The following is a 20,805-nucleotide window of genomic DNA, read 5'->3' on the forward strand; positions in this document are numbered from 1 at the left end:
CGGTGCTGTTTGCGGGGGCGGGTACTGCGTCACTAGGTTTTCGAGTCGGTCAAACCCCCATCACGAGGACGTATTTCGATGAAGCAGGGAACCATCAAGACTCTCGGTGCCGTCGCTCTCGGCGCCGCCTTCGCCGCCACCGCCGCGGGCACCGCCTCCGCGGCTCCGGCGGTCGACGGCGACGCCACCAAGCTGGTGAACAAGGTGTCGCTCGACAAGGCCGGCAAGGTCGCCAAGGGCGTTTCCGGCGTCACGCCGGGCACCAACGACGTCAAGCTTCAGCCGAAGACTCAGGGCAACAAGCTGCCGGGCAATGAGCTGGCCCCGCTGGTGGGCGGTCTGCCGGCCGGCAACCTCACCAACAACCTCCCGGTGGGCTGAATCAGCTGAGCCGTCCGTCCCCAGGGACGGGCCGCGGGCCGTGCCCCGGCGCGTACGCCGTATCGCGTACGTGCCGGGGCACTGTCATGTACGGCGACCAGGCATGTAGGGCATGTAGGGCTCTACCAGGCGGTGGCGCTGCTGTTGTTCTCCGAGGGCAGGAGTATCCACAGCGCGAGATAGAGCAGGAACTGCGGGCCCGGCAGCAGACACGAGGCCACGAAGATCACGCGCATGGTCGTCGGGGTCGTACCGAAGCGACGGGCCAGGCCCGCGCACACTCCGGCGATCATTCGGTTGTTGCGGGGGCGGACCAGTGCGGCGGCCATGATGACGACTCCTTTGCGACTTCACGGGGCGTTTGCCCCGATGTCTCAAAGGTAGGTCCGGGACCCGGAAAGGACGTCAGCCTGCGGGGCTAGTTCAACCCTGGGGATCTTCGGGGTCGTACCCCCGAGATGCTCGTACCGGCGGCGTAGCCGGGACCGGCACCCAGGTACGACGGCCAGATGCGCGACCGCCACCCCGGCGGTATTGAGCAGCACCGTGTCGACGTCCGGGACCTGGCCGGGCACCCCGGCCTGCAGCAGCTCGATGGCCAGCGCGATCATCGCGCCGGCGAAGACCGTGCGGGTCAGCGACACCACAGGGGAGACGTGCAGTCGCCCGGCGGACATCGGCAGCAGAACGCCGAGAGGGGCCAGCATCAGCACCGGCCCGCTCAGGTTCACCATCGCCTCCCACGGGCCGCGCGCCAGCTCGGCACTGATCGACGCCAGCGGCTGGAGATTCGGCGCGGGCACCCAGGGGACCGTACGGGGCCGCAGCATCAGCCAGCCGACGATGATCAGATGCGCCACAAGGAGCAGAAGCCCGGTGGCGCGCATACGGAGGGCGGCGGTGCCGCCGGGACCATGACGCTGCACAAAGCGGAGGACGCGGGGGGCTGCGCCTGCGGTTCCGTTTCGCGCCGTGGTCCGCTGCACTCGGGGGGAACCAAGCCGGCTCGAACCACTAGCCCAGCGCGTTGTTCTGCGCTATGTCCGGATTGGCCAGCACATCCGCCGAGCAGTCGTAGCGCTGCGGCGCGGCGTCGTCGGGGCCGCCGAGCACCGCCGCGCGGGTGCGGCCCAGCGCCGGGGCCGCGCCGTACGAGCAGACCAGCTGGGCCAGTGCGAAGGACGGCAGATCGTCCGGCCGGACGCTCAGCCGCACGGCGTCCGCCGGGTCGCCCTTGCGGGGCGCCTCGACCGTGACGTCGTCGGGCATCGCGCTGCTGAACCCGGCCTCGTCCTCGTCGGCCGAGGGCTGCTTCTGCAGCTCGTTGAGCAGAGTACGGGCGGCCTGTAGACGGGTGACGGCCGGTGTGCCCTTGGGCGGCGACACGGTCCGCTCCACCTGGGCGAGCGTCGAGCTGCACACCAGATAGACGGTGACCCGTACGCCGTCGGGGACCGTCGACTCCGGGTCGCCCCCGGCGACCTTGCAGCTCACCCGTGAGGGCGCGCCGCCGGCGTCGACCGGGACGGAGGTGCCGCGGATGCCGCAGCCCGCCGCGGCCAGCGCGAGGGCCGCGGCGGTCACGAGGGCCGCGGCCGGGCGCCGCGCCCCCGTACCGCGCCGCCCGGAACCCAGCCAGCCGAAACCGGTCCGCGTCATCGGTCGTCCTCCGTGCCCTTGTCGGCCGCGCGGGACGCGCCACCGGTCGTGCGGCCGCGTTCCGGCCCGGCGCCGCCGTCCCGCCGGTTCCCGCCGTCGTCCGCCAGCCGGGAGGCGTCCATCGGCAGCCGCAGGGTGAACACCGCGCCGCCCTCGGGCAGGTTGGCCGCGGTGATCTCGCCGCCGTGGATATGCGCGTTCTCCAGCGCGATGGACAGGCCGAGGCCGCTGCCCTCCGACCGCGGCCGGGACGCGCTGGCCTTGTAGAAGCGGTCGAAGACGTGCGGCAGGACCTCCTCCGGGATACCGGGGCCGTGGTCCCGTACCTGGATCACCAGGTCGCCGCCGGCCCGGTCCGCGCCCCGGGGCGACTCCCCGGCGTCCGCCCGTTCCGGTCCGCCGCCGGAGCCCTCCGCGGCCCCGCCGGCCTCGCCCTCGCCCGGAGCGCCCTCGGTCCGTACGGACACCCGGACCGGCGAGCCGCCGTGCTTGAGCGCGTTGCCGATCAGATTCGCCAGGATCACATCGAGCCGCCGCGGGTCCAGCCGGGCCACGATGCCGCGGTCCGCGTCCAGGTCGACCGCGTCCAGCCAGGCCCGCGCGTCGATGCAGGCCGTCACCTGGTCGGCGACGTCGACATCGTCCAGCACCAGCCGGGCCGTCCCGGCGTCGAAGCGGGTGACCTCCATCAGGTTCTCGACGAGGTCGTTCAGCCGGCGGGTCTCGCTGACGACCAGCTGCACGGCGGGCGCGATCATCGGGTCGAGGGACTCGGCCTCCTCCTCCAGCACCTCCGAAACCGCGGTGATGGCCGTCAGCGGCGTACGGAGTTCGTGCGACATGTCGGCGACGAACCGCCGGGACGCCGCCTCACGGGCGCTCAGCTCCTCGACGCGCTGCTCCAGCCGCTCCGCCGTACGGTTGAACGTCCGTGACAGATCGGCCAGTTCGTCGGTTCCGGTCACCCTCAGCCGGGTGTCGAGACGGCCCTCGCCGAGCTGCCGTGCCGCGTGCCCGAGGCGCTGTACGGGGCGCAGCACGGTCGTCGCGGCGGCCTGCGCCAGCAGCGCGGAGCCGACCAGCGCGAGCGCCGTCGCGATCCCCAGCGACCAGGCCAGCGAGTTGAGGTCCTGCCGCTCGGCGGCCAGCGACTTCATCATGTAGCCGGTCGGGCCGCCGCCGATCACCTTCGCGCCGGCGACGAGGTAGGGGACGTCCCCGGCCTCCCTGCGCTGCCAGTACAGATGGTGCGGGTAGCGGTTCGACTCGTCGACCTTGCGGACCTCGTTGACCGCGCTGCGCAGCGACTTGGGCACCGCGTCGAGGGTGAGCAGGTCCTTGTTCGTGGTCGCCGCGCAGTCCTTGCCGTCGCGGTCCACGCCGATCAGCAGCACCGTGTAGTTCTGCGGCCCGCCCGCTATCTGCCGTGCGGCGTCCTGGAGTTCGGCGCAGCGGGGCCGCTGCGGCAGCGAACGGGTGCTGTCCTCCAGCGCCTTGCGGAAGTCCTTGAGCACCGCGTTCTGGGTGCGGTCCAGAACGGTGTTGCGGTTGAGCCAGTACGCGATGCCGGAAGCGGAGACCGCGGCGGTCAGCGCGACCAGCGCGAACACGACGACCAGCCGCAGCCGCAGACTGGTCCAGCGCAGCAGGCCGGACGTACGGCGCAGCAGCCGCACCAGCGGGCGCTGCCGACCGCTGTTGTCCGCGGTGTCGCCGGCCGCCGTGTCGCCGGTCCTCTTGTCCGAGGAACGTTCCGTCACTGCGGCGAGTCCAGTCGGTAGCCGACGCCGCGGACGGTACGGATCAGCGTCGGCGAGGACGGTACGTCCTCCACCTTCGCGCGCAGCCGCTGCACACAGGCGTCCACCAGCCGCGAGTCACCGAGATAGTCGTGCTCCCACACCAGCCGCAGCAACTGCTGCCGGGACAGCGCCTGACCGGGCCGGCGGCTCAGCTCCAGCAGCAGCCGCAGCTCGGTGGGTGTCAGTTGCAGGTCCTCGCCGTTCTTCGTGACCGTCATCGCCGACCGGTCGATCACCAGCGAGCCGAAGGTCGCCGAGTCGCTGGACTCGCGCTCCCCGCGGCGCAGCACCGCCCTGATCCGGGCGTCCAGCACCCGGCCCTGGACCGGCTTGACGACATAGTCGTCCGCGCCGGACTCCAGGCCCACCACGACGTCGATGTCGTCGTTGCGCGCGGTGAGCAGGATGATGGGCAGTTGGTCCGTACGCCTGATCCGCCGGCACACCTCGAAACCGTCGATGCCCGGCAGCATCACATCCAGCACGATCAGGTCAGGGCGCTGCTCGCGCAGCAGCTTCAGGCCGTCCTCGCCCGTCGCCGCGGTCACCACACGGTGACCCTGGCGGGACAGCGAGAGTTCGAGGGCCGTGCGGATGGCGTCGTCGTCCTCGATCAGCAACAGGAAAGGCACGTCCGCCATTCTGGCCCATGGGATGCCGGGACATCGACCGGCGGTGCCCTCCTGTTCAAGGCCCGCCTGCGTGACGCCGTCGTGTCGCACCCCTCGGGGCCCTGTGACAGGGCTGTGACAGTCGGCGGACAACGCGATGAAACTGGGTTGGCAGTCTTTGGGGCACCGGGAGAGATCGACGCCCGGGGACACACCGAACGAGCTGGCTCAACCGACGGGGGGCGCGAGATGAACACACTGCACGGCACCACCACCAGCGCAGTTATCACGCGTCTCCATGACGTCGGGCGGGCCTCGGAGAAGTCCGGTGCCGTGAGCGGGCGGGGGTGCGCTCGCGGCACCGGGCGCCAGCGGCCGCCTTACATGGTGGCCATCGACGCCACGAAGGTCGGCGTCAACGGGGGAAACACGGGCCACGGGGGAGACGCGGCCCGCGGGGGAGCGGAGTACGGGGAGGGCACGGGGGAACGGCGCTCCGCGTCGGAGGCGGCCGCGGCCGAAGCGGCCTTCACCGCCTACGTCCAGGAGCGCCGGGCCTCCCTGTACGCCACCGCCTACCACCTGACCGGTGACCGCTACGAGGCCGAGGACCTGCTGCAGAGCGCGCTGTTCTCGACCTTCCGGGCCTGGGACCGGATCAGCGACAAGGCGGCGCTGGGCGGTTATCTGCGGCGCACGATGACCAACCTGCACATCAGCGCCTGGCGCCGGCGCAAGCTCAACGAATACCCGACCGAGGAACTGCCGGAGACGGCCGGCGACGTGGACGCGATGCGCGGCACCGAGCTGCGCGCCGTGCTCTGGCAGGCGCTGGTCCGGCTGCCCGAGACGCAGCGCACGATGCTGGTGCTGCGCTACTACGAGGGCCGTACGGACCCGGAGATCGCGGACATCCTCAACATCAGTGTCGGCACGGTGAAGTCGAGCATCTGGCGCGCCCTGCGCCGGCTGCGCGAGGACGAGGTCCTCAGCTTCGGACGTGACGAGGAGGAGTCCTTCGGCGAGCTGGTGGCCTGAGGACAGGGGGAGAAGCCCGAGGGGACGGGAAGACGGGGGAATCCGGCGGAGCCGGGGGGCTCCAGGGGGACCGGGCGTATCGGGGGATACGGGGGAAAGTACGGGGGACACGGGGGAACGAAGCGGGTTCGGACGGCCGGGGGGTCTGTCCGAGCCCGCTTCCTCGTGTTGCCGGTTTCCGCGCGTGCGCCGCGGTCCTGGACCGCGGTCCTGCGCCGGGTGCCGCCGGTTCAGGACCGTACGACCGCGCCGGTCGCGTCCGTCGCGTCGGCCTGGCCGGTCGCGTCCTCCCCCGGGCTCGGAGGAACCTCCATCCGCGCGGCCGATATCCGCGCCAGCGCCTCCGGCTTGGCGCACGGATGCGCGCCCAGTGCGCTGTGCCGGGCGACCACCGACCGCTCGGCGCGCAGCAGCCGCAGTCCTCGACGCACCAGATACGGGGGCGACTTGCGGGCCTCGCGCAGATCCCGGACCAGCCGCCGGCGGAAGGTCGTGGTGGGCCGCCCGCGCAGACACAGCGCGTCCGCCAGCAGCCCCGCCGCGCGGCAGCTCTCGATGACGTCGGCCGCGAAGATGCCCTCCGCGATGAACAGCGGGGCGCCGCCGATGTCGAGCCCGGCCTCGCCGACGCGCGCGCTGACGGAGATGTCGTACACCGGGACGGAGGTGCGTCCCGTACGGCACAGCGCCTCGATCGCGGTGAGCGCGGCACCGGCGTCCCAGGAGAGCGGGGAGTCCCAGTCGGCGCCGCCGCCGTCGGGCAGCTGCGGCAGCGTCGGGTCCGTGCCCTCCTTGTAGAAGTCGTCGAGGTTGAGGACGGGCAGGCCGGTCAGGGCGGCCAGAGACGTCTTGCCGGAACCGGACGGGCCGGTCAGCAGGATGACGCGGGAGGGCGGCGGGGCAGCGGGCTGGGAGGTCACGGGTACCCATTGTCGGGCATGACGCCGTGGAGACCAGACCGGAGATCGGACTTATCCCTCCGCCCTGGCGCGCGAGTGGATCGACCGCCACCCGGCAACTACTCTTTGCGTTCAGTCGATTACCCACAGGCAGGTGGCATATGGCCTCTCACGCACGTCCCAAGCCCAGCCGCGTCCCGCGCACCCTTCTGCGGGCCGGCCTCACGGTCTCCGCGGCCGGCGCGGCGCTGGCGGCGGGCGGCACGGCAACGGCGAACGCGGCCGTCGCACCGAGGAACGGTTCCGAGACCGTCGCCACGGTGAAGGCGGTGACCGGCGCGGTGTCCAACACCGCGGCCGGCGCCACCGGGCCGATGAAGAGCCTCCAGCTGAACCCGCTCGCCAAAACCCCCGCCGACCCGCTCAACAACGGCGTCGGCACCCAGGTCGCCGACTTCAAGCCGGTCAGCACCAAGCAGGTGACCGACCATCTGTCGAACGGCGGGGCGATCGGCGACCTGCCGGTGGTCGGCCGGGCGGCGCGGATGCTGCCGGGCTGACGGCGGCCACGGGCCGGTGCGCGTCCCCGCGCGCCCGGCGCCGGCAGAAGAGTGCGGGGCCTCATTCCCCGGAGGGATGAGGCCCCGCACTTTCGCCGCGTAGGGCGGTACGCGGCCGCCGGAAGGCTCCGCGGCGAGCGTCAGACGCCCATCGGGTGCCAGACCGTCTTCGTCTCCAGGAAGGCGAGCAGGCGGTCGGTGCCGGGGTCGGCGGTCCAGTCCACCCGCCCCGGGCGCAGTACGCGCTTGAGGTTGTCGGCCGCGGCCGTCTCCAGGGACTTCGCCAACTCCGCGTCGGCGCCCGCGAGATCGATCGCGTTGACGTCCTGGTGGGCGGCGAGCGGCGGCGCGAGCTCCGCGGTACGGCCCGAGAGGATGTTGACCACACCACCCGGCACGTCGGAGGTGGCGAGCACCTCGGCCAGGGACAGCGCGGGCAGCGGGGCGCCCTCCGACGTCACCACGACCGCCGTGTTGCCGGTGACGACGGCCGGCGCGATGACCGAAACCAGACCGAGGAACGACGACTCCTGGGGGGCCAGGACGGCGACCACACCGGTCGGCTCGGGGGCGGACAGGTTGAAGTACGGGCCCGCGACCGGGTTGGCGGAGCCGGCGATCTGGGCGACCTTGTCGGACCAGCCCGCGTACCAGACCCAGCGGTCGATGGCCGCGTCCACCTGCGCCGCCGCCTTGGACTTCGACAGCCCCTCGGCGTCGGCGACCTCCGAGACGAACTGGTCCCGGCGGCCTTCGAGCATCTCCGCGACGCGGTAGAGGACCTGCCCGCGGTTGTACGCCGTGGCGCCGGACCAGCCGCCGAACGCCTTACGGGCGGCGACCACCGCATCGCGGGCGTCCTTGCGGGAGGACAGCGGCGCGTTGGCCAGCCAGTTGCCCTTTGCGTCGGTCACCTCGTACACCCGCCCGCTCTCGGACCGGGGGAACTTGCCCCCGACGTACAGCTTGTAGGTCTTGAGAACGCTCAAACGATCAGACATTGAGGTACGCCTCCAGACCATGGCGGCCGCCCTCGCGGCCGGAGCCCGACTCCTTGTAGCCGCCGAACGGCGAGGCCGGGTCGAACTTGTTGAACGTGTTGGACCAGATGACGCCCGCGCGCAGCTTGTTCGCCATCCACAGCATCCGGGAGCCCTTCTCCGTCCAGATGCCGGCGGACAGGCCGTACGGGGTGTTGTTGGCCTTCTCCACGGCCTCTTCCGGGGTGCGGAAGGTCAGCACGGACAGCACCGGGCCGAAGATCTCCTCGCGGGCGATGCGGTGCGCCTGGGTGACGCCGGTGAACAGCGTCGGCGCGAACCAGTAGCCGGCGGAGGGAAGTTCGCAGGCAGGGGCCCAGCGCTCGGCGCCCTCGGCCTCGCCCGCCTCGACCAGCGCGGTGATACGGGCCAGCTGCTCGGCGGAGTTGATGGCGCCGATGTCGGTGTTCTTGTCGAGCGGGTCGCCGACCCGGAGGGTGGCCATCCGCCGCTTGAGGGCGTCCAGCAGCTCGTCCTGGACCGACTCCTGGACCAGGAGGCGGGAGCCCGCGCAGCAGACGTGCCCCTGGTTGAAGAAGATGCCGTTGACGATGCCCTCGACGGCCTGGTCGATCGGGGCGTCGTCGAAGACGATGTTCGCCGCCTTGCCGCCCAGTTCGAGGGTGACCTTCTTGTCGGTGCCGGCGACCGTACGGGCGATGGCCTTGCCGACCTCGGTGGAGCCGGTGAAGGCGACCTTGTTGACGTCGGGATGGGCGACGAGGGAGGCGCCGGTGGAGCCGTCGCCCGTGATGATGTTGACGACGCCCTTGGGGAGGCCCGCCTGGCGGCAGATGTCGGCGAAGAAGAGGGCGGACAGCGGGGTCGTCTCGGCGGGCTTGAGGACGACGGTGTTGCCCGTCGCCAGCGCCGGGGCGATCTTCCACGCCAGCATCAGGAGCGGGAAGTTCCAGGGGATGACCTGGCCGGCCACGCCGAGCGGGCGCGGGTTCGGACCGTAGCCCGCGTGGTCGAGCTTGTCGGCCCAGCCCGCGTAGTAGAAGAAGTGCGCGGCGACCAGCGGCAGGTCGGCGTCCCGGGACTCGCAGATCGGCTTGCCGTTGTCCAGCGACTCCAGGACGGCCAGCTCCCGCGAGCGCTCCTGGATGATCCGGGCGATCCGGAAGAGGTACTTGGCGCGCTCGGCGCCGGGCAGCGCGGACCACTTCTCGAAGGCCTTGCGGGCGGCCTTCACGGCGCGGTCGACGTCGTCGGAACCGGCCTGGGCGACCTCGGAGAGGACCTCCTCGGACGAGGGGGACACGGTCTTGAAGACCTTGCCGTCGGAGGCCGGGGCGAACTCGCCGTCGATGAACAGCCCGTAGGACGGGGCGATGTCGACGACCGAGCGGGACTCGGGTGCGGGTGCGTAATCGAAGGTCATGGGTGCCTCAGTCCACCGTGACGTAGTCGGGGCCGGAGTAGCGGCCGGTGCTGAGCTTCTGGCGCTGCATCAGCAGGTCGTTCAGGAGGCTGGAGGCGCCGAACCGGAACCAGTCGGCGGTCAGCCAGGGCTCGCCGAGCGTCTCGTTGACCATCACCAGGTACTTGATGGCGTCCTTGGTCGTACGGATGCCGCCGGCCGGCTTCACCCCGACCTGGACACCGGTGGCGGCGTGGAAGTCACGCACCGCCTCCAGCATGAGCAGGGTGACGGGCGGGGTGGCGTTGACGGCGACCTTGCCCGTCGACGTCTTGATGAAGTCGGCGCCCGCCAGCATCGCCAGCCAGGAGACCCGGCGGACGTTGTCGTACGTCTGGAGCTCACCGGTCTCGAAGATGACCTTCAGATGCGCGGCACTGCCGTCGGGCCTGGCGCACGCCTCCTTGACCTTCTTGATCTCCTCGAAGACCGACATGTAGCGGCCGGAGAGGAACGCGCCCCGGTCGATCACCATGTCGATCTCGTCGGCGCCGGCGGCGACCGCGTCACGGGTGTCGGCGAGCTTGACGGGCAGCGCGGCCCGGCCCGCCGGGAAGGCGGTGGCGACGGAGGCGACATGGATGCCGCTGCCGTTCAGGGCCTCCTTGGCGGTCGCCACCATGTCGGGGTAGACGCAGATCGCGGCGACCTTGGGGGCCGTGCGGTCCGTCGGGTCGGGGCTCACGCCCTTGGCGCACAGGGCCCGGACCTTGCCCGGGGTGTCCGCGCCTTCGAGAGTCGTCAGGTCGATCATCGAGATGGCGAGATCGATGGCGTACGCCTTCGCCGTCGTCTTGATCGAGCGGGTGCCGAGGGTGGCGGCGCGGGCCTGCAGGCCGACCGCGTCGACGCCGGGGAGGCCGTGGAGGAAGCGGCGCAGCGCACCGTCGTCGGCGGTCACGTCCGCCATTGACGCCAGACGCCCCGCGGCTTCCTTGCCGTATGCGGGAACAGTGATGGGCATGGTCACGAGGGGAGCATATCTACGCGCGTAGCGCAATGTCATCCCCCCTGAGGGTCCGAATCCGGACGGAGAGCGCGGGCTCCCGCCGCGCCGCCTCGAAAGATGCGGCCTCGAAAGATGCGGCCTCGAAAGATGCCGCCTCGAAGGGTGCGGTCTTGAAGGGTGCGGCTTTGAAAGATGCCGTAACGCAATGTCCGGCATCCGGACGGTCGGGCAGAATCGGCGGCATGACCAGCCCGGAACATTCCACCCCGCCGCAGAAGCAGAGCGCGGAGCGCAGCTACCGCTCGCCCGCGGCCATGGCCGGCGGCGTGCTGCTGCTCGTACTCGCCCTCTGGCTCGGCGGCGACGCGGTGTTGCGGGGCGACGCGCACACCAAGCTCACGGCGTTGTTCGCACTGCTGCTGCTGGTGCCGCTGGTGGTCGGCTTCACACTGCGGCCGATGGTGCGGGCCGACGAGGAACGGCTGCTGGTGCGCAATCCGTTCCGTACGATCACGCTGCCCTGGGGCGCCGTGGAGGAGCTGCGGGCGTCGTTCTCCGCCGAGGTGTTCACCAGCGGCGGCAAGTACCAGATGTGGGCCGTGCCGGTCTCGCTGCGGCAGCGCAAGAAGGCCAACCGGCGGGCGGAGCGCGGCGCGCGGGCGTCCGCCGGCGGCGGCTTCGGCGCCGGGGCCACCGACGCGGGCCCGGCGCCACGCGCCACGGCCGACCAGACCATGGACGAACTGCGCGGCATCAAGGAGCGCGTCGCCGCCGGTGAGGGCGCCCAGGGCGAGCCGGTGGTGCGCTGGGCGTACGAGATCATCGCGCCCTGCGTGGCGGGTGCGGTGGGGCTGGCGGTGCTGCTCGCGCTCTAGGGGCGCTTGTGCCGCGCCCCGTAGTTTTTTCCCCGCCGCCCACCCCCCTTCGGGGGGTGGGCGGGTGTGGTGGTGCGGTTTCGGGTCCGGGTATCCGGCCCCAGCGGTGCGCCCTGCCAGGACGACGTCAGATACCCGCCGCCCCCGCCAGATCGCTCTTGATCGCCGCCAGCGCCGCGTCCGCCCGGCGGCGCGCCTCCGGGAGGGCCTGGGCCGAGGACACCGGGACCACGACCTCCAGGTAGCACTTGAGCTTGGGTTCGGTGCCGCTCGGGCGGACCACGACCCGGCCGGCCTCCACGCCCGACTCCGGCGAACCGGACAGGTAGTAGCGCAGCCCGTCGGTCGGCGGCAGCGTCTCCGTGCCCTGGTTGAGGTCGTCGGAGGAGCTCACCGCCAGACCCGCGAGCACCGTCGGCGGCTGTTCGCGCAGCCTGCGCATGGCGTCGGCGATCAGCGACAGGTCCTCGACGCGTACCGAGAGCTGGTCGGTGGCGTGCAGGCCGAATTCCAGCGCCAGGTCGTCGAGCAGGTCGGTGAGGCAGCGCCCGGACTGCTTGAGCTCGGCCGCCAGCTCGGTGATCAGCAGGGCGGCGGTGATGCCGTCCTTGTCGCGGACGCCCTCCGGGTCGACGCAGTAGCCCAGCGCCTCCTCGAACGCGTACCGCAGACCGTCCACCCGGGCCAGCCACTTGAAGCCGGTCAGCGTCTCCTCGTAGGGGAGGGCGGAGGCGGCGGCGATACGGGACATCAGCTGGGAGGAGACGATCGTGGTCGCGAACGTCCCGGTGGCCTGCTTGCCGACCAGGTGGGCGGCGAGCAGCGCGCCGACCTCGTCGCCGCGCAGCATCCGCCAGCCGTCCTTCGTGCCGGGTGCGGGCACGGCTACGGCGCAGCGGTCCGCGTCCGGGTCGTTGGCGAGAACGATATCGACGCTGCCGGGGCCCTTGGACCGCGCGGTGGCGAACGCGAGGTCCATCGCGCCGGGCTCTTCGGGGTTGGGGAAGGCGACCGTCGGGAAGTCCGGGTCCGGCTCGGCCTGCTCCGCGACGACCGTCGGGGCGGGGAAGCCGGCCCGCGCGAAGGCGGCGGTGAGGGTGTCCCGGCCGACGCCGTGCATGGGCGTGTAGACGACCTGGGTGTCGCGGGCGGAGCCCGGGGTCAGTACGGCGTCGGTACGCGCCAGGTAGGCCGTCAGGACCTCGTCGTCGAGGGTTTCCCAGCCGGACTCGGGGCGCGGTACGTCGTCCAGCGAGGCGACCGCCGCGATCTCGGCGGCGATCTCGCCGTCCGCGGGCGGCACGATCTGCGAGCCGTCGCCCAGGTAGACCTTGTAGCCGTTGTCGCGCGGCGGGTTGTGGCTGGCGGTGACCTCGACGCCGGCCACCGCGCCCAGGTGCCTGATCGCGAAGGCCAGTACGGGGGTGGGCAGCGGGCGCGGCAGCACGGCGGCCCGCAGTCCGGCGCCGACCATGACGGCCGCGGTGTCCCGGGCGAACTCGGCGCTCTTGTGGCGCGCGTCGTAGCCGATGACGACGAGTCCCGCGCCGTCGCCCTTGGACTTCAGATACGCGGCGAGGCCGGCCGCCGCGCGGATGACCACCGAGCGGTTCATCCGCATGGGGCCCGCGCCCAGCTCGCCGCGCAGCCCGGCGGTGCCGAACTGGAGGGTGCCGGCGAAGCGGGCGGTCAGCTCGGTCGTGTCGTCGGCTTCGATGAGCTTGGACAGCTCGTCCCGGGTCTCCGGGTCGGGGTCCTCGGCCAGCCATGCCTCGGCCCGGTTGATCAGCTCCGCGGGATCGGTAGCCACGTGATGCTCCTGACGGTGGATGCGGGTGGGGGGAGCGCTCGGCCGCCCGGCACGTCTGCCCCGTGCGCGTACGTGGTGCGGTTACCCCGTAGGCGCGTGTTTCGTGCGGTCGAACCGGCCATACCGGCTATACGGGCCGGTGCCGCTCGGCCGGCACCGGCCGGTGCCGCTCGGCGGCGGGAGGCCGGAACGCGGCGGCGTCCGGTGGCCGTTGCGGCGCCGGACGGACGGCCGGCCCGGGGCGGCGGCGGGGCCGGCCCGGGGGCGTCACGTACCCCCGGCCGGCCACCGTCCGCCACGGCCTCAGAGCTTGCCGAGCACCTGGGCGAGCAGGCTGCCCATCCGGGTCGCGGAGTCGCGGCCGGCCTGCAGCACCTCTTCGTGGTTGAGCGGCTCGCCCGTCATGCCGGCGGCGAGGTTCGTCACCAGCGACAGGCCCAGCACCTCGGCGCCGGCCTCGCGCGCCGCGATGGCCTCCAGGACGGTGGACATACCGACCAGGTCGGCGCCCAGGGTCCGGATCATCTTGATCTCGGCAGGGGTCTCGTAGTGCGGGCCGGGGAACTGGGCGTAGACGCCCTCCTCCAGGCTCGCGTCGACCTCCTTGCACAGCGCGCGCAGCCGCGGCGAGTAGAGGTCGGTCAGGTCGACGAAGTTCGCGCCGACGATCGGGGAGGTGGCGGTGAGGTTGAGGTGGTCGCTGATGAGGACCGGCTGGCCGGGGCGCATGCCCTCGCGCAGACCGCCGCACCCGTTGGTGAGGACGACGGTCTTGGAGCCGGCGGCGGCGGCGGTGCGGACGCCGTGCGCGACGGCGGCGACTCCGCGGCCCTCGTAGTAGTGCGTACGGCCCAGGAAGACCAGCGCGCGCTTCTCGCCGACCCGGTACGAGCGGATCTTGCCGCCGTGTCCAGCGACGGCCGGGGGCGGGAAGCCGGGCAGCTCGGTGACCGGGAATTCGTGCTCGGGGGCGCCCAGGGCCTCGGCGGCCGGAGCCCAGCCGGAGCCCATCACCAGGGCGACGTCGTGGGTCTCGGCGCCGGTGAGCTCGCGCAGGCGCGCGGCGGCGGCGTCGGCGGCGCCCTGCGGGTCGCTCGCGATGTCCGGGGTAACAGATGCGTTCACGCGGACGAGGGTAGCCGGTAAAAGCCTACGCGCGTAGATGTCGCTGCCCACGGTGCTGGGATCGTTGTCTTGTGTCTTCCGACGAATCGCCGGCCGGGCGCGTCGCGCCACCCGTATGGGGCAGCCGCCGGCATGCGGCGGACCTGCGCGGCGACCGGGGCAAACGGATCAGCAGGGCCGCTTGCGGAGTTCCATCACATAGTCGTGCGGCGCGCCCGCCGACTCCGCGGCGTCCGCGATCTCGCCCAGGTAGCGGGCGGACGGCAGACCGCCCTCGTAGCCGTTGAGGACGTAGCACCAGGCCGCCTCGTCGCCGTCGAGCGTGTGCACCCGCACCCGCATCCGGCGGTAGACGTCCATGCCCACGCCCTCCCAGCGGTCCATGGACTCCTCGTCCATGGGCGCGATGTCGTAGAGCGCGACGAAGACCTGGGAGCGGGGGGCCTCGACGATCGTCGCCAGTGAGCCCTCCCACCCCATCTGCTCGCCGCCGAAGGTCAGCCGCCAGCCGTTGAGCCAGCCGGTGCCGCGCAGCGGTGAGTGCGGTGCGCGGCGTGACATCAGCCGCGCGTCGAGGTTGCCGGCGTACGCGGCGTAGAGCGACATGGTTCCGAGGGTACGGGAGGTTATCGGGTGGGCCCGTGGTACGGGCGATTCGCGGCGCCGCGCCGGTCGGGGCGTCACCGGGCCGTGCCGGGGACACGAAACGGCCCCCGGAGCGAGCGGCGTACGCGCGTGCGGGACAATGGGGTACGTGACTCGGATCGTGATCATCGGTGGCGGACCCGGCGGATACGAGGCGGCCCTGGTGGGCGCCTCTCTCGGCGCGGAGGTGACCGTCGTCGACTGCGACGGTCTGGGCGGGGCGTCGGTGCTCACCGACTGCGTGCCGTCGAAGACTCTTATCGCGACGGCCGAGGTGATGACGACCTTCGACTCCTCGTACGAGGAGCTGGGCATCATCGTCGAGGACGACACGCCGCACATCGACCGCCCCGCGCGCGTCGTCGGCGTGGACCTCGGCAAGGTCAACCGGCGTGTCAAACGCCTCGCGCTGGCCCAGTCGCACGACATCACCGCCTCCGTCACGCGCGCCGGCGGCCGGGTCATGCGCGGCCGCGGCCGGCTGGAGCCTGGCCAGTCGCCGGACGGCTCGCGCCGGGTGACGGTGACCGCCGCCGACGGCAGCGAGGAGACGCTGACCGCGGACGCGGTGCTGATCGCCACCGGCGCGCACCCCCGCGAGATCCCGGACGCGCTGCCGGACGGCGAGCGGATCCTGAACTGGACGCAGGTCTACGACCTGACCGAGCTCCCCGAGGAGCTCATCGTGGTCGGCTCCGGTGTCACCGGCGCCGAGTTCGCCGGTGCCTACCAGGCGCTCGGCTCCCGCGTCACCCTGGTTTCGTCCCGCGACCGGGTGCTGCCCGGCGAGGACCCGGACGCCGCCGCCGTCCTGGAGGACGTCTTCCGGCGCCGCGGGATGAACGTCATGGCCCGCTCGCGCGCCTCCGCCGTCAAGCGGGTCGGCGACCGCGTCGAGGTGAGCCTCGCGGACGGCCGGACGATCTCCGGTACGCACTGCCTGGTGGCCGTCGGCTCCATCCCGAACAGCGCGGGCATCGGCCTGGAAGAGGCCGGCGTCAAGCTGAAGGACTCCGGTCACATCTGGACCGACAAGGTCTCCCGCACCACCGCCCCCGGCGTGTACGCGGCGGGCGACTGCACCGGCGTGTTCGCGCTGGCGTCCGTCGCCGCGATGCAGGGCCGGATCGCCATGTACCACTTCCTGGGCGACGCGGTGGCGCCGCTCAACCTCAAGACGGTCTCCGCGAACGTCTTCACCGACCCGGAGATCGCGACCGTCGGTTACTCCCAGGCCGATGTCGACAGCGGCAGGATCGACGCCCGGGTGGTGAAGCTGCCGCTGCTGCGCAACCCGCGCGCCAAGATGCAGGGCATCCGCGACGGTTTCGTGAAGCTCTTCTGCCGCCCCGGTACGGGCATCGTCGTCGGCGGTGTGGTCGTCTCGCCGCGCGCCAGCGAGCTGATCCACCCCATCTCGATCGCGGTCGACAACAATCTGACCGTCGAGCAGATCGCCAGCGCCTTCACCGTCTACCCGTCGCTTTCGGGCTCGATCGCCGAGGTCGCGCGCCAGCTGCACACCCGCAAGGCGGCGAGCGAATAGCCCCGCCCGCAGGCCTGCGCGGCCAGACGACGGACGCCCCGGGCGGGAATGTTTGTGCCCCTACTGAGCAATTGGGATGAAACGTTCCCCCAGGGGCGGAAGTTCGGCCGTAGTTGCCGGGGTCGGTTTCGAACGGCTCTCTGGAGGTACTGACCAGGGGGCAAGCGACGTACGTCGGCCGCCAGTTCGACATATGCGCTACGCATACCACGTCACGTTGTGCCGCGTGAACAACTTCCGTTAATTGGTGCAACCTGCTGAAAACAGACGGTCGTTGGCGTTACTGTCAGTTTCGTGTTCGCTGCAGAACGTCGCCAATTGATCCTCGAAATGGTGCGCGCCAACGGAGCGGTATCGCTCCGGGAGCTCGCCCGCGTTGTCCAGACCTCCGAAGTGACCGTACGGCGGGACGTGCGGGCGCTGGAGGCGGAAGGGCTGCTCGACCGCCGGCACGGCGGTGCGGTCCTCCCGGGAGGCTTCACCCGGGAGTCCGGCTTCCCGCAGAAATCCCATCTAGCGACCGCCGAGAAGACGGCCATCGCCGATCTCGCCGCCGGTTTCGTCGAGGAGGGTGAGGCCATCGTCGTCGGCGCCGGGACCACCACCCAGGAGCTGGCCCGTCGGCTGGCCCGGGTGCCCGGTCTGACCGTCGTCACCAACTCCCTGCTTGTCGCACAGGCGTTGGCCCATGCCAACCGCGTCGAGGTCGTGATGACCGGCGGCACCCTGCGCGGATCCAACTACGCGCTGGTCGGCAGCGGCGCCGAACAGTCCCTCCAGGGGCTGCGGGTGTCCCGTGCCTTCCTCTCGGGCAGCGGGCTCACCGCCGAACGAGGGCTGTCCACCTCCAACATGCTCTCCGCCAGCGTCGACCGGGCGCTGGTGCAGGCGGCGGGGGAGGTGGTGGTGCTCGCCGACCACACCAAACTCGGCTCCGACACGATGTTCCAGACGGTGCCGACGGATGTGATCACCCGGCTGGTCACGGACGAGCCGCCGGGCCACGACGACCGGGCCGCGACGGAACTGCAGGCCCTGGCCGACCAGGGTGTGCAGATCGCCGTCGCCGGCGGGCCGGGAGCGGTGCAGGGGCCGGGCCAGCTGGGCGCCGAGAGCGCGGCGGACCGCCGTGGCCCCCGTCGGGATGTGCCGCTACCGGGACAGCGCCGCAACCACCCACCGGGCGCCGGGGGTTCGGCGCCCCAGCTGCGCCCGGCCGGCACCCTGTCGGAGGCCCCGGGCAGCCGCGTCGCCGACCTGGCACCACGGCGACGCTGAAGCCGGGAGGGGCGCGGGGCCTTCCGTAACCCCTAGGGGATGTTCGAACAGATCCCCTAGGGGACGCGAGGGCCCCCTGCGGGTCCACAACGCGGGGGCGCGGGGCGGTATTCCGGGGGCTCGCGGTGTTCGGCGGTCGGCTTTGGGGCTGGTCGGTCTGGAGGCTGGTCGGTCTTGATGTCGGTCAGCGTTGGGGTCGTTCACCGTTGAGGTCGTTCAGCCTCGGGTCCGGTCAGTCTTGACGCCGGGCAACGCTGAGGCCGGTCCGCCTCGGGTCCGGTCAGGCTTGGGGCCGGTCAGCGTCGAGGTCAGTCAGTCTCGGGGCCGGTCCGCCTTGAGGCCGGTCAGGGTGAGGGTCAGCAGGCGGTCGGCCAGTTCCGGGTCGTCCGGGGATTCCTCGGCGGCCAGCGCGATGCCGTTCGTCAGCTGCATCAGATCGACGATGCTCACATCGCGGCGTACCGCTCCGGCCTCCTGGGCGCGGGTCAGCAGTGCGGCGCCGGCCTCGCGCATCGGTACGCAGCACCGCGCCATGCCCGAAGTGTCGTCCGCCGACGCCGCCATCAGCGTCCGCGACAGCCCGCGGTAGGTCGTGGCGTGGGTGATGATCGCGCGCAGCCAGTCGACCAGCGCATGGCACGGCTGCGGCGCGTCGGCCAGCTCCCGGGCGCGCGTCATCAGCGCGTCCACCTCGCCCTGGAAGACCGCGCCCATCAGCGCCGTGCGGTTGGGGAAGTGCCGGTAGAGGGTGCCGATGCCGACACCGGCGCGGCGCGCGATGTCCTCCAGCGAGGTGTCCGTGCCGCGCTCCGTGAAGGCCGTACGGGCCTCCGTCAGCAGCCGCTCGTAGTTGCGGCGGGCGTCGGCCCGCATGGGACGTACGGCGTGCGCGCCCGCCGGCGCGTGCGCCACCGTGCCCCGCCCCGCGTGCCGCTGCCCTGCCGTCTCGGTAGCCATCGCCGTCCTCCCTCGACCCCGGCCGGTCCCGGTCCGGTGGGTCCAGGATGCCATTGCAGAAGGGGAGGGGGCCTCCGCCTGGCAGTCGGCCCGCCGGCCTGCCTCGTCGCGGGACTTCGGCCGGAGCCGCAGGTGAGTCACCCGCCGGCCCCACCGACCACCCCCGCCACCTCCGCGCGAGCGGCACCGAACCAGGCGCGAAGAACAGATGAAGCGTGGGAGTACCGCAGTGGGCGCGTACCCGAACACCTCGCCACCCCCGCAACGCCCGTATCGCAAGAGGCATCAAACCAGGCGCAAAGAGGTCTTCCGGGAGGTTGTCCGGAGGACGCCGGGAACGTCGTGGGAATCCCGCCGGGCGGACACGTCGTGGGGAATCTGGGGAAATGTCATGGGACTGACCAGCCGGTCGCTGTTGTACGCCATGGCCGCGGTCGCCGTGGTCTGTGTGGGGCTCACCCTCTGGCTGTGGCCACGGTTCGCCGGGCGCGGGCCGCGGGCGATACTCGGCCGGCTCGGCTCCATCGTCGCCACCCAGCTGACCATCGTCGCCGCGCTCGGCCTCGCGGTGAACGCCAACTTCCAGTTCTACGGCTCCTGGCACGAGCTGCTCGGCCTGTACGACGACGCCCCGGAAGCCCTCGGCAAATGGGGCGACGGGGGCACCGCCGGGCCCGCGGGGGACCCGTCCAAGGGCCTGGTGCAGCCCTCCGGCCCGGACGGCCTGGACAAGGTGCACGGACTGCCGAAGGGGCCGCCCGAGATGGCGGGCAGGGTCGAGGCCGTACGGATCGTCGGGAAGCGGACCCGGGCGGTGGACCCGGCGTACGTCTATCTGCCGCCGCAGTACTTCCAGCCGCAGTACGCCCGCCAGCGGTTCCCCGTCATCGTCGCGCTCAGCGGCTACCCGGGCGGCACCTTCCTGCTCGGGCAGCATCTGCGGCTGCCGCAGACCGCCGGGCGGCTGATCCGGGCCGGCCGGATGCAGCCCACCGTGATCGTGATGCTGCGGCCCACCATCGCGCCGCCGCGCGACACCCAGTGCGTCGACGTGCCGGGCGGGCCGCAGGCCGAGACGTTCTTCGCGCGCGATGTGCCGGACGCCCTGAGGTCGCACTACCGCGTCGGCCACGACCCGGGCGGCTGGGGCGTGCTGGGCTACTCCTCGGGCGGCAGCTGCGCCCTCCAGCTGGCCATGCGGCACGACCGGACGTACACCTCGGCCGCCGCCCTCTCGCCGGACTTCAAGGTCTCCAACGACCCGACCACCGGCAATCTCTTCGGCGACGGCAAGGACCGGGTACGCCGCCGCCAGGAGCACGATCTGATGTGGCGCCTCCATCACCTGCCCATGCCGCAGGTGAACGTCCTGGTGGGCACCAGCCGCTCGGGCGAGAAGAACTATCCGGCGGCCAGGGAGTTCCTGGCCGCCGTCAAGCCACCGATGAAGGCCGAGGCGATCGTCCTCGACCACGGCAGCCACAACTTCGCCACCTGGCGGCGCGAACTGCCCGCCGCGCTCGAGTGGATGAGCAGGTCGCTGACGTTTCCCGAGGACGTGGTGGGCAATTCCTAGTCGTCGCTCGACGGCGGTCCCGGCGGGGTGCGGCCGTCGGGGGGCGGGAAGGTGAGGCCGTAGAGGGTTCTCGCCTGGATCACGGGGCCGTGGTGGACGCCACCGGAGATGACGTTGTGGACCTCGGGGGCAGGGGGGTCGTCGCCGGGTCGCACGTCCTCGGGGGCCGGGGGTTCGTCGTCCGGGCGCGCGTCCTCCAGCAGTGCGCGCAGACCCGGCGCGAGAGCAGGGGATTCCGCCAGCAGCCGGCGCAGGCGCAGTCGCCATGCGGTGACCACGGCCGCGGCCGCCTCGTCGTCGCCGTCCGCCTCGGCGGAGAGGAGATGTTCCCTGGCCGTGTCGAGCTCGGCCGTCAGCGCTTCCTCGTCCATGTGCCCGGGGCCGGACCGCGTCACCAGGGCGACCAACCGGCGCCTCACCTCGTGCCACTGGGACGTGTGCGCTGCCGTACGCAACGCGGCCGCCGCCGCGGTGGCCGACGCCGTCGGTTCCGCTTCCCTTGCCATAGGACTCGCACCCCCGCTGTCCGTCCTCCGCCGACAAGCGAGCCCATTGTCCCCCGCGCCCCGCGCAACGCGAGGGGCTCCCGGCATCTTCCTGCCGGGAGCCCCTCGTCCGCGTAGGCGACGCT

21 protein-coding genes are annotated in these 20,805 nt (G+C 72.0%); 7 read left to right on the forward strand and 14 right to left on the reverse strand.

Annotated features, from left to right (window positions below; genetic code table 11):
- Positions 1-78: 78 nt before the first annotated feature.
- A complete protein-coding gene (locus tag FCH28_RS18265; RefSeq protein WP_136741097.1) occupies positions 79-381 on the forward strand; it encodes a hypothetical protein in 303 nt (100 codons plus the stop codon).
- A gap of 122 nt (positions 382-503) precedes the next feature.
- Here the strand turns inward: FCH28_RS18265 and FCH28_RS18270 are convergent, their stop codons facing one another.
- The 5 genes from FCH28_RS18270 to afsQ1 form a co-directional block, all read right to left on the reverse strand.
- Positions 504-710 carry a PspC domain-containing protein gene (locus FCH28_RS18270; RefSeq protein ID WP_136741098.1) on the reverse strand — a complete coding sequence of 69 codons (207 nt, stop codon included), beginning with the start codon at positions 708-710 and terminating at the stop codon, positions 504-506.
- Between the two features lie 45 nt (positions 711-755).
- Positions 756-1,268, reverse strand: a complete 513-nt coding sequence (locus FCH28_RS18275) for a VanZ family protein (protein ID WP_187363867.1) — start codon at positions 1,266-1,268, stop codon at positions 756-758.
- Positions 1,269-1,395: 127 nt separating this feature from the next.
- Positions 1,396-2,040, reverse strand: coding sequence for a hypothetical protein (locus FCH28_RS18280; protein ID WP_246102958.1), 645 nt, complete (start codon positions 2,038-2,040; stop codon positions 1,396-1,398).
- Positions 2,037-3,800, reverse strand: a complete 1,764-nt coding sequence (locus FCH28_RS18285) for an ATP-binding protein (protein ID WP_425471950.1) — start codon at positions 3,798-3,800, stop codon at positions 2,037-2,039. Before FCH28_RS18285 ends, FCH28_RS18280 begins: the two co-directional genes overlap by 4 nt.
- On the reverse strand, positions 3,797-4,474 hold the full coding sequence (gene afsQ1 / locus FCH28_RS18290) for a two-component system response regulator AfsQ1 (protein WP_026169550.1): 678 nt from the start codon (positions 4,472-4,474) through the stop codon (positions 3,797-3,799). Before afsQ1 ends, FCH28_RS18285 begins: the two co-directional genes overlap by 4 nt.
- Before the next feature lie 228 nt (positions 4,475-4,702).
- Here afsQ1 and FCH28_RS18295 point away from each other — a divergent pair, with 228 nt between their 5' ends.
- On the forward strand, positions 4,703-5,491 hold the full coding sequence (locus tag FCH28_RS18295) for a SigE family RNA polymerase sigma factor (RefSeq protein ID WP_136741099.1): 789 nt from the start codon (positions 4,703-4,705) through the stop codon (positions 5,489-5,491).
- Between the two features lie 230 nt (positions 5,492-5,721).
- On the opposite strand, the gene FCH28_RS18300 is transcribed toward FCH28_RS18295, so the two are convergent.
- Positions 5,722-6,411 carry a uridine kinase family protein gene (locus FCH28_RS18300; RefSeq protein WP_246102960.1) on the reverse strand — a complete coding sequence of 230 codons (690 nt, stop codon included), beginning with the start codon at positions 6,409-6,411 and terminating at the stop codon, positions 5,722-5,724.
- A 140-nt stretch (positions 6,412-6,551) separates the two neighbouring features.
- On the opposite strand from FCH28_RS18300, the gene FCH28_RS18305 reads away from it, so the two are divergent.
- A complete protein-coding gene (locus FCH28_RS18305; protein WP_136741100.1) occupies positions 6,552-6,950 on the forward strand; it encodes a hypothetical protein in 399 nt (132 codons plus the stop codon).
- A 140-nt stretch (positions 6,951-7,090) separates the two neighbouring features.
- Here FCH28_RS18305 and FCH28_RS18310 read toward each other — a convergent pair whose 3' ends face one another.
- From FCH28_RS18310 to deoC, 3 genes are read right to left on the reverse strand one after another with little or no spacing between them, the layout of a single operon-like run.
- Complete coding sequence (locus FCH28_RS18310; RefSeq protein ID WP_136741101.1) at positions 7,091-7,951, reverse strand: aldehyde dehydrogenase family protein; 861 nt, start codon at positions 7,949-7,951, stop codon at positions 7,091-7,093.
- Complete coding sequence (locus FCH28_RS18315; RefSeq protein WP_136741102.1) at positions 7,944-9,374, reverse strand: aldehyde dehydrogenase family protein; 1,431 nt, start codon at positions 9,372-9,374, stop codon at positions 7,944-7,946. The genes FCH28_RS18310 and FCH28_RS18315 overlap by 8 nt, the downstream gene beginning before the upstream one ends.
- 7 nt (positions 9,375-9,381) lie before the next feature.
- Complete coding sequence (gene deoC, locus FCH28_RS18320; RefSeq protein ID WP_187363868.1) at positions 9,382-10,377, reverse strand: deoxyribose-phosphate aldolase; 996 nt, start codon at positions 10,375-10,377, stop codon at positions 9,382-9,384.
- Positions 10,378-10,604: 227 nt separating this feature from the next.
- On the opposite strand from deoC, the gene FCH28_RS18325 reads away from it, so the two are divergent.
- Positions 10,605-11,237 carry a PH domain-containing protein gene (locus FCH28_RS18325; RefSeq protein ID WP_136741103.1) on the forward strand — a complete coding sequence of 211 codons (633 nt, stop codon included), beginning with the start codon at positions 10,605-10,607 and terminating at the stop codon, positions 11,235-11,237.
- Positions 11,238-11,364: 127 nt separating this feature from the next.
- Here FCH28_RS18325 and FCH28_RS18330 read toward each other — a convergent pair whose 3' ends face one another.
- The 3 genes from FCH28_RS18330 to FCH28_RS18340 form a co-directional block, all read right to left on the reverse strand.
- Positions 11,365-13,047: a phospho-sugar mutase gene (locus FCH28_RS18330; RefSeq protein ID WP_136741104.1), complete on the reverse strand. Its 1,683-nt coding sequence runs from the start codon at positions 13,045-13,047 to the stop codon at positions 11,365-11,367.
- A 303-nt stretch (positions 13,048-13,350) separates the two neighbouring features.
- Complete coding sequence (locus FCH28_RS18335) at positions 13,351-14,172, reverse strand: purine-nucleoside phosphorylase (RefSeq protein ID WP_136741105.1); 822 nt, start codon at positions 14,170-14,172, stop codon at positions 13,351-13,353.
- Between the two features lie 168 nt (positions 14,173-14,340).
- On the reverse strand, positions 14,341-14,778 hold the full coding sequence (locus tag FCH28_RS18340; protein WP_136741106.1) for a gamma-glutamylcyclotransferase family protein: 438 nt from the start codon (positions 14,776-14,778) through the stop codon (positions 14,341-14,343).
- 139 nt (positions 14,779-14,917) lie between these two features.
- On the opposite strand from FCH28_RS18340, the gene FCH28_RS18345 reads away from it, so the two are divergent.
- Together FCH28_RS18345 and FCH28_RS18350 are read left to right on the forward strand one after the other, a co-directional pair.
- Complete coding sequence (locus FCH28_RS18345) at positions 14,918-16,363, forward strand: NAD(P)H-quinone dehydrogenase (protein WP_136741107.1); 1,446 nt, start codon at positions 14,918-14,920, stop codon at positions 16,361-16,363.
- Positions 16,364-16,657: 294 nt separating this feature from the next.
- Positions 16,658-17,641, forward strand: coding sequence for a DeoR/GlpR family DNA-binding transcription regulator (locus FCH28_RS18350; RefSeq protein ID WP_136741108.1), 984 nt, complete (start codon positions 16,658-16,660; stop codon positions 17,639-17,641).
- 312 nt (positions 17,642-17,953) lie between these two features.
- Here FCH28_RS18350 and FCH28_RS18355 read toward each other — a convergent pair whose 3' ends face one another.
- Positions 17,954-18,598: a TetR/AcrR family transcriptional regulator gene (locus FCH28_RS18355; RefSeq protein ID WP_425471951.1), complete on the reverse strand. Its 645-nt coding sequence runs from the start codon at positions 18,596-18,598 to the stop codon at positions 17,954-17,956.
- Between the two features lie 391 nt (positions 18,599-18,989).
- Between FCH28_RS18355 and FCH28_RS18360 the strand changes: the two genes are divergently transcribed.
- The gene (locus tag FCH28_RS18360; RefSeq protein WP_136741109.1) at positions 18,990-20,174 is read left to right on the forward strand and encodes an alpha/beta hydrolase; all 1,185 of its coding nucleotides are present in this window, start codon (positions 18,990-18,992) and stop codon (positions 20,172-20,174) included.
- On the opposite strand, the gene FCH28_RS18365 is transcribed toward FCH28_RS18360, so the two are convergent.
- Entirely contained in the window at positions 20,171-20,680 is a 510-nt protein-coding gene (locus FCH28_RS18365; RefSeq protein ID WP_136741110.1) for a hypothetical protein, read from the reverse strand. The genes FCH28_RS18360 and FCH28_RS18365 overlap by 4 nt on opposite strands.
- Between the last annotated feature and the right edge of the window lie 125 nt (positions 20,681-20,805).

It is taken from the genome of Streptomyces piniterrae (genome assembly GCF_005048155.1).
GTDB classification, from domain to species: domain Bacteria; phylum Actinomycetota; class Actinomycetes; order Streptomycetales; family Streptomycetaceae; genus Streptomyces; species Streptomyces piniterrae.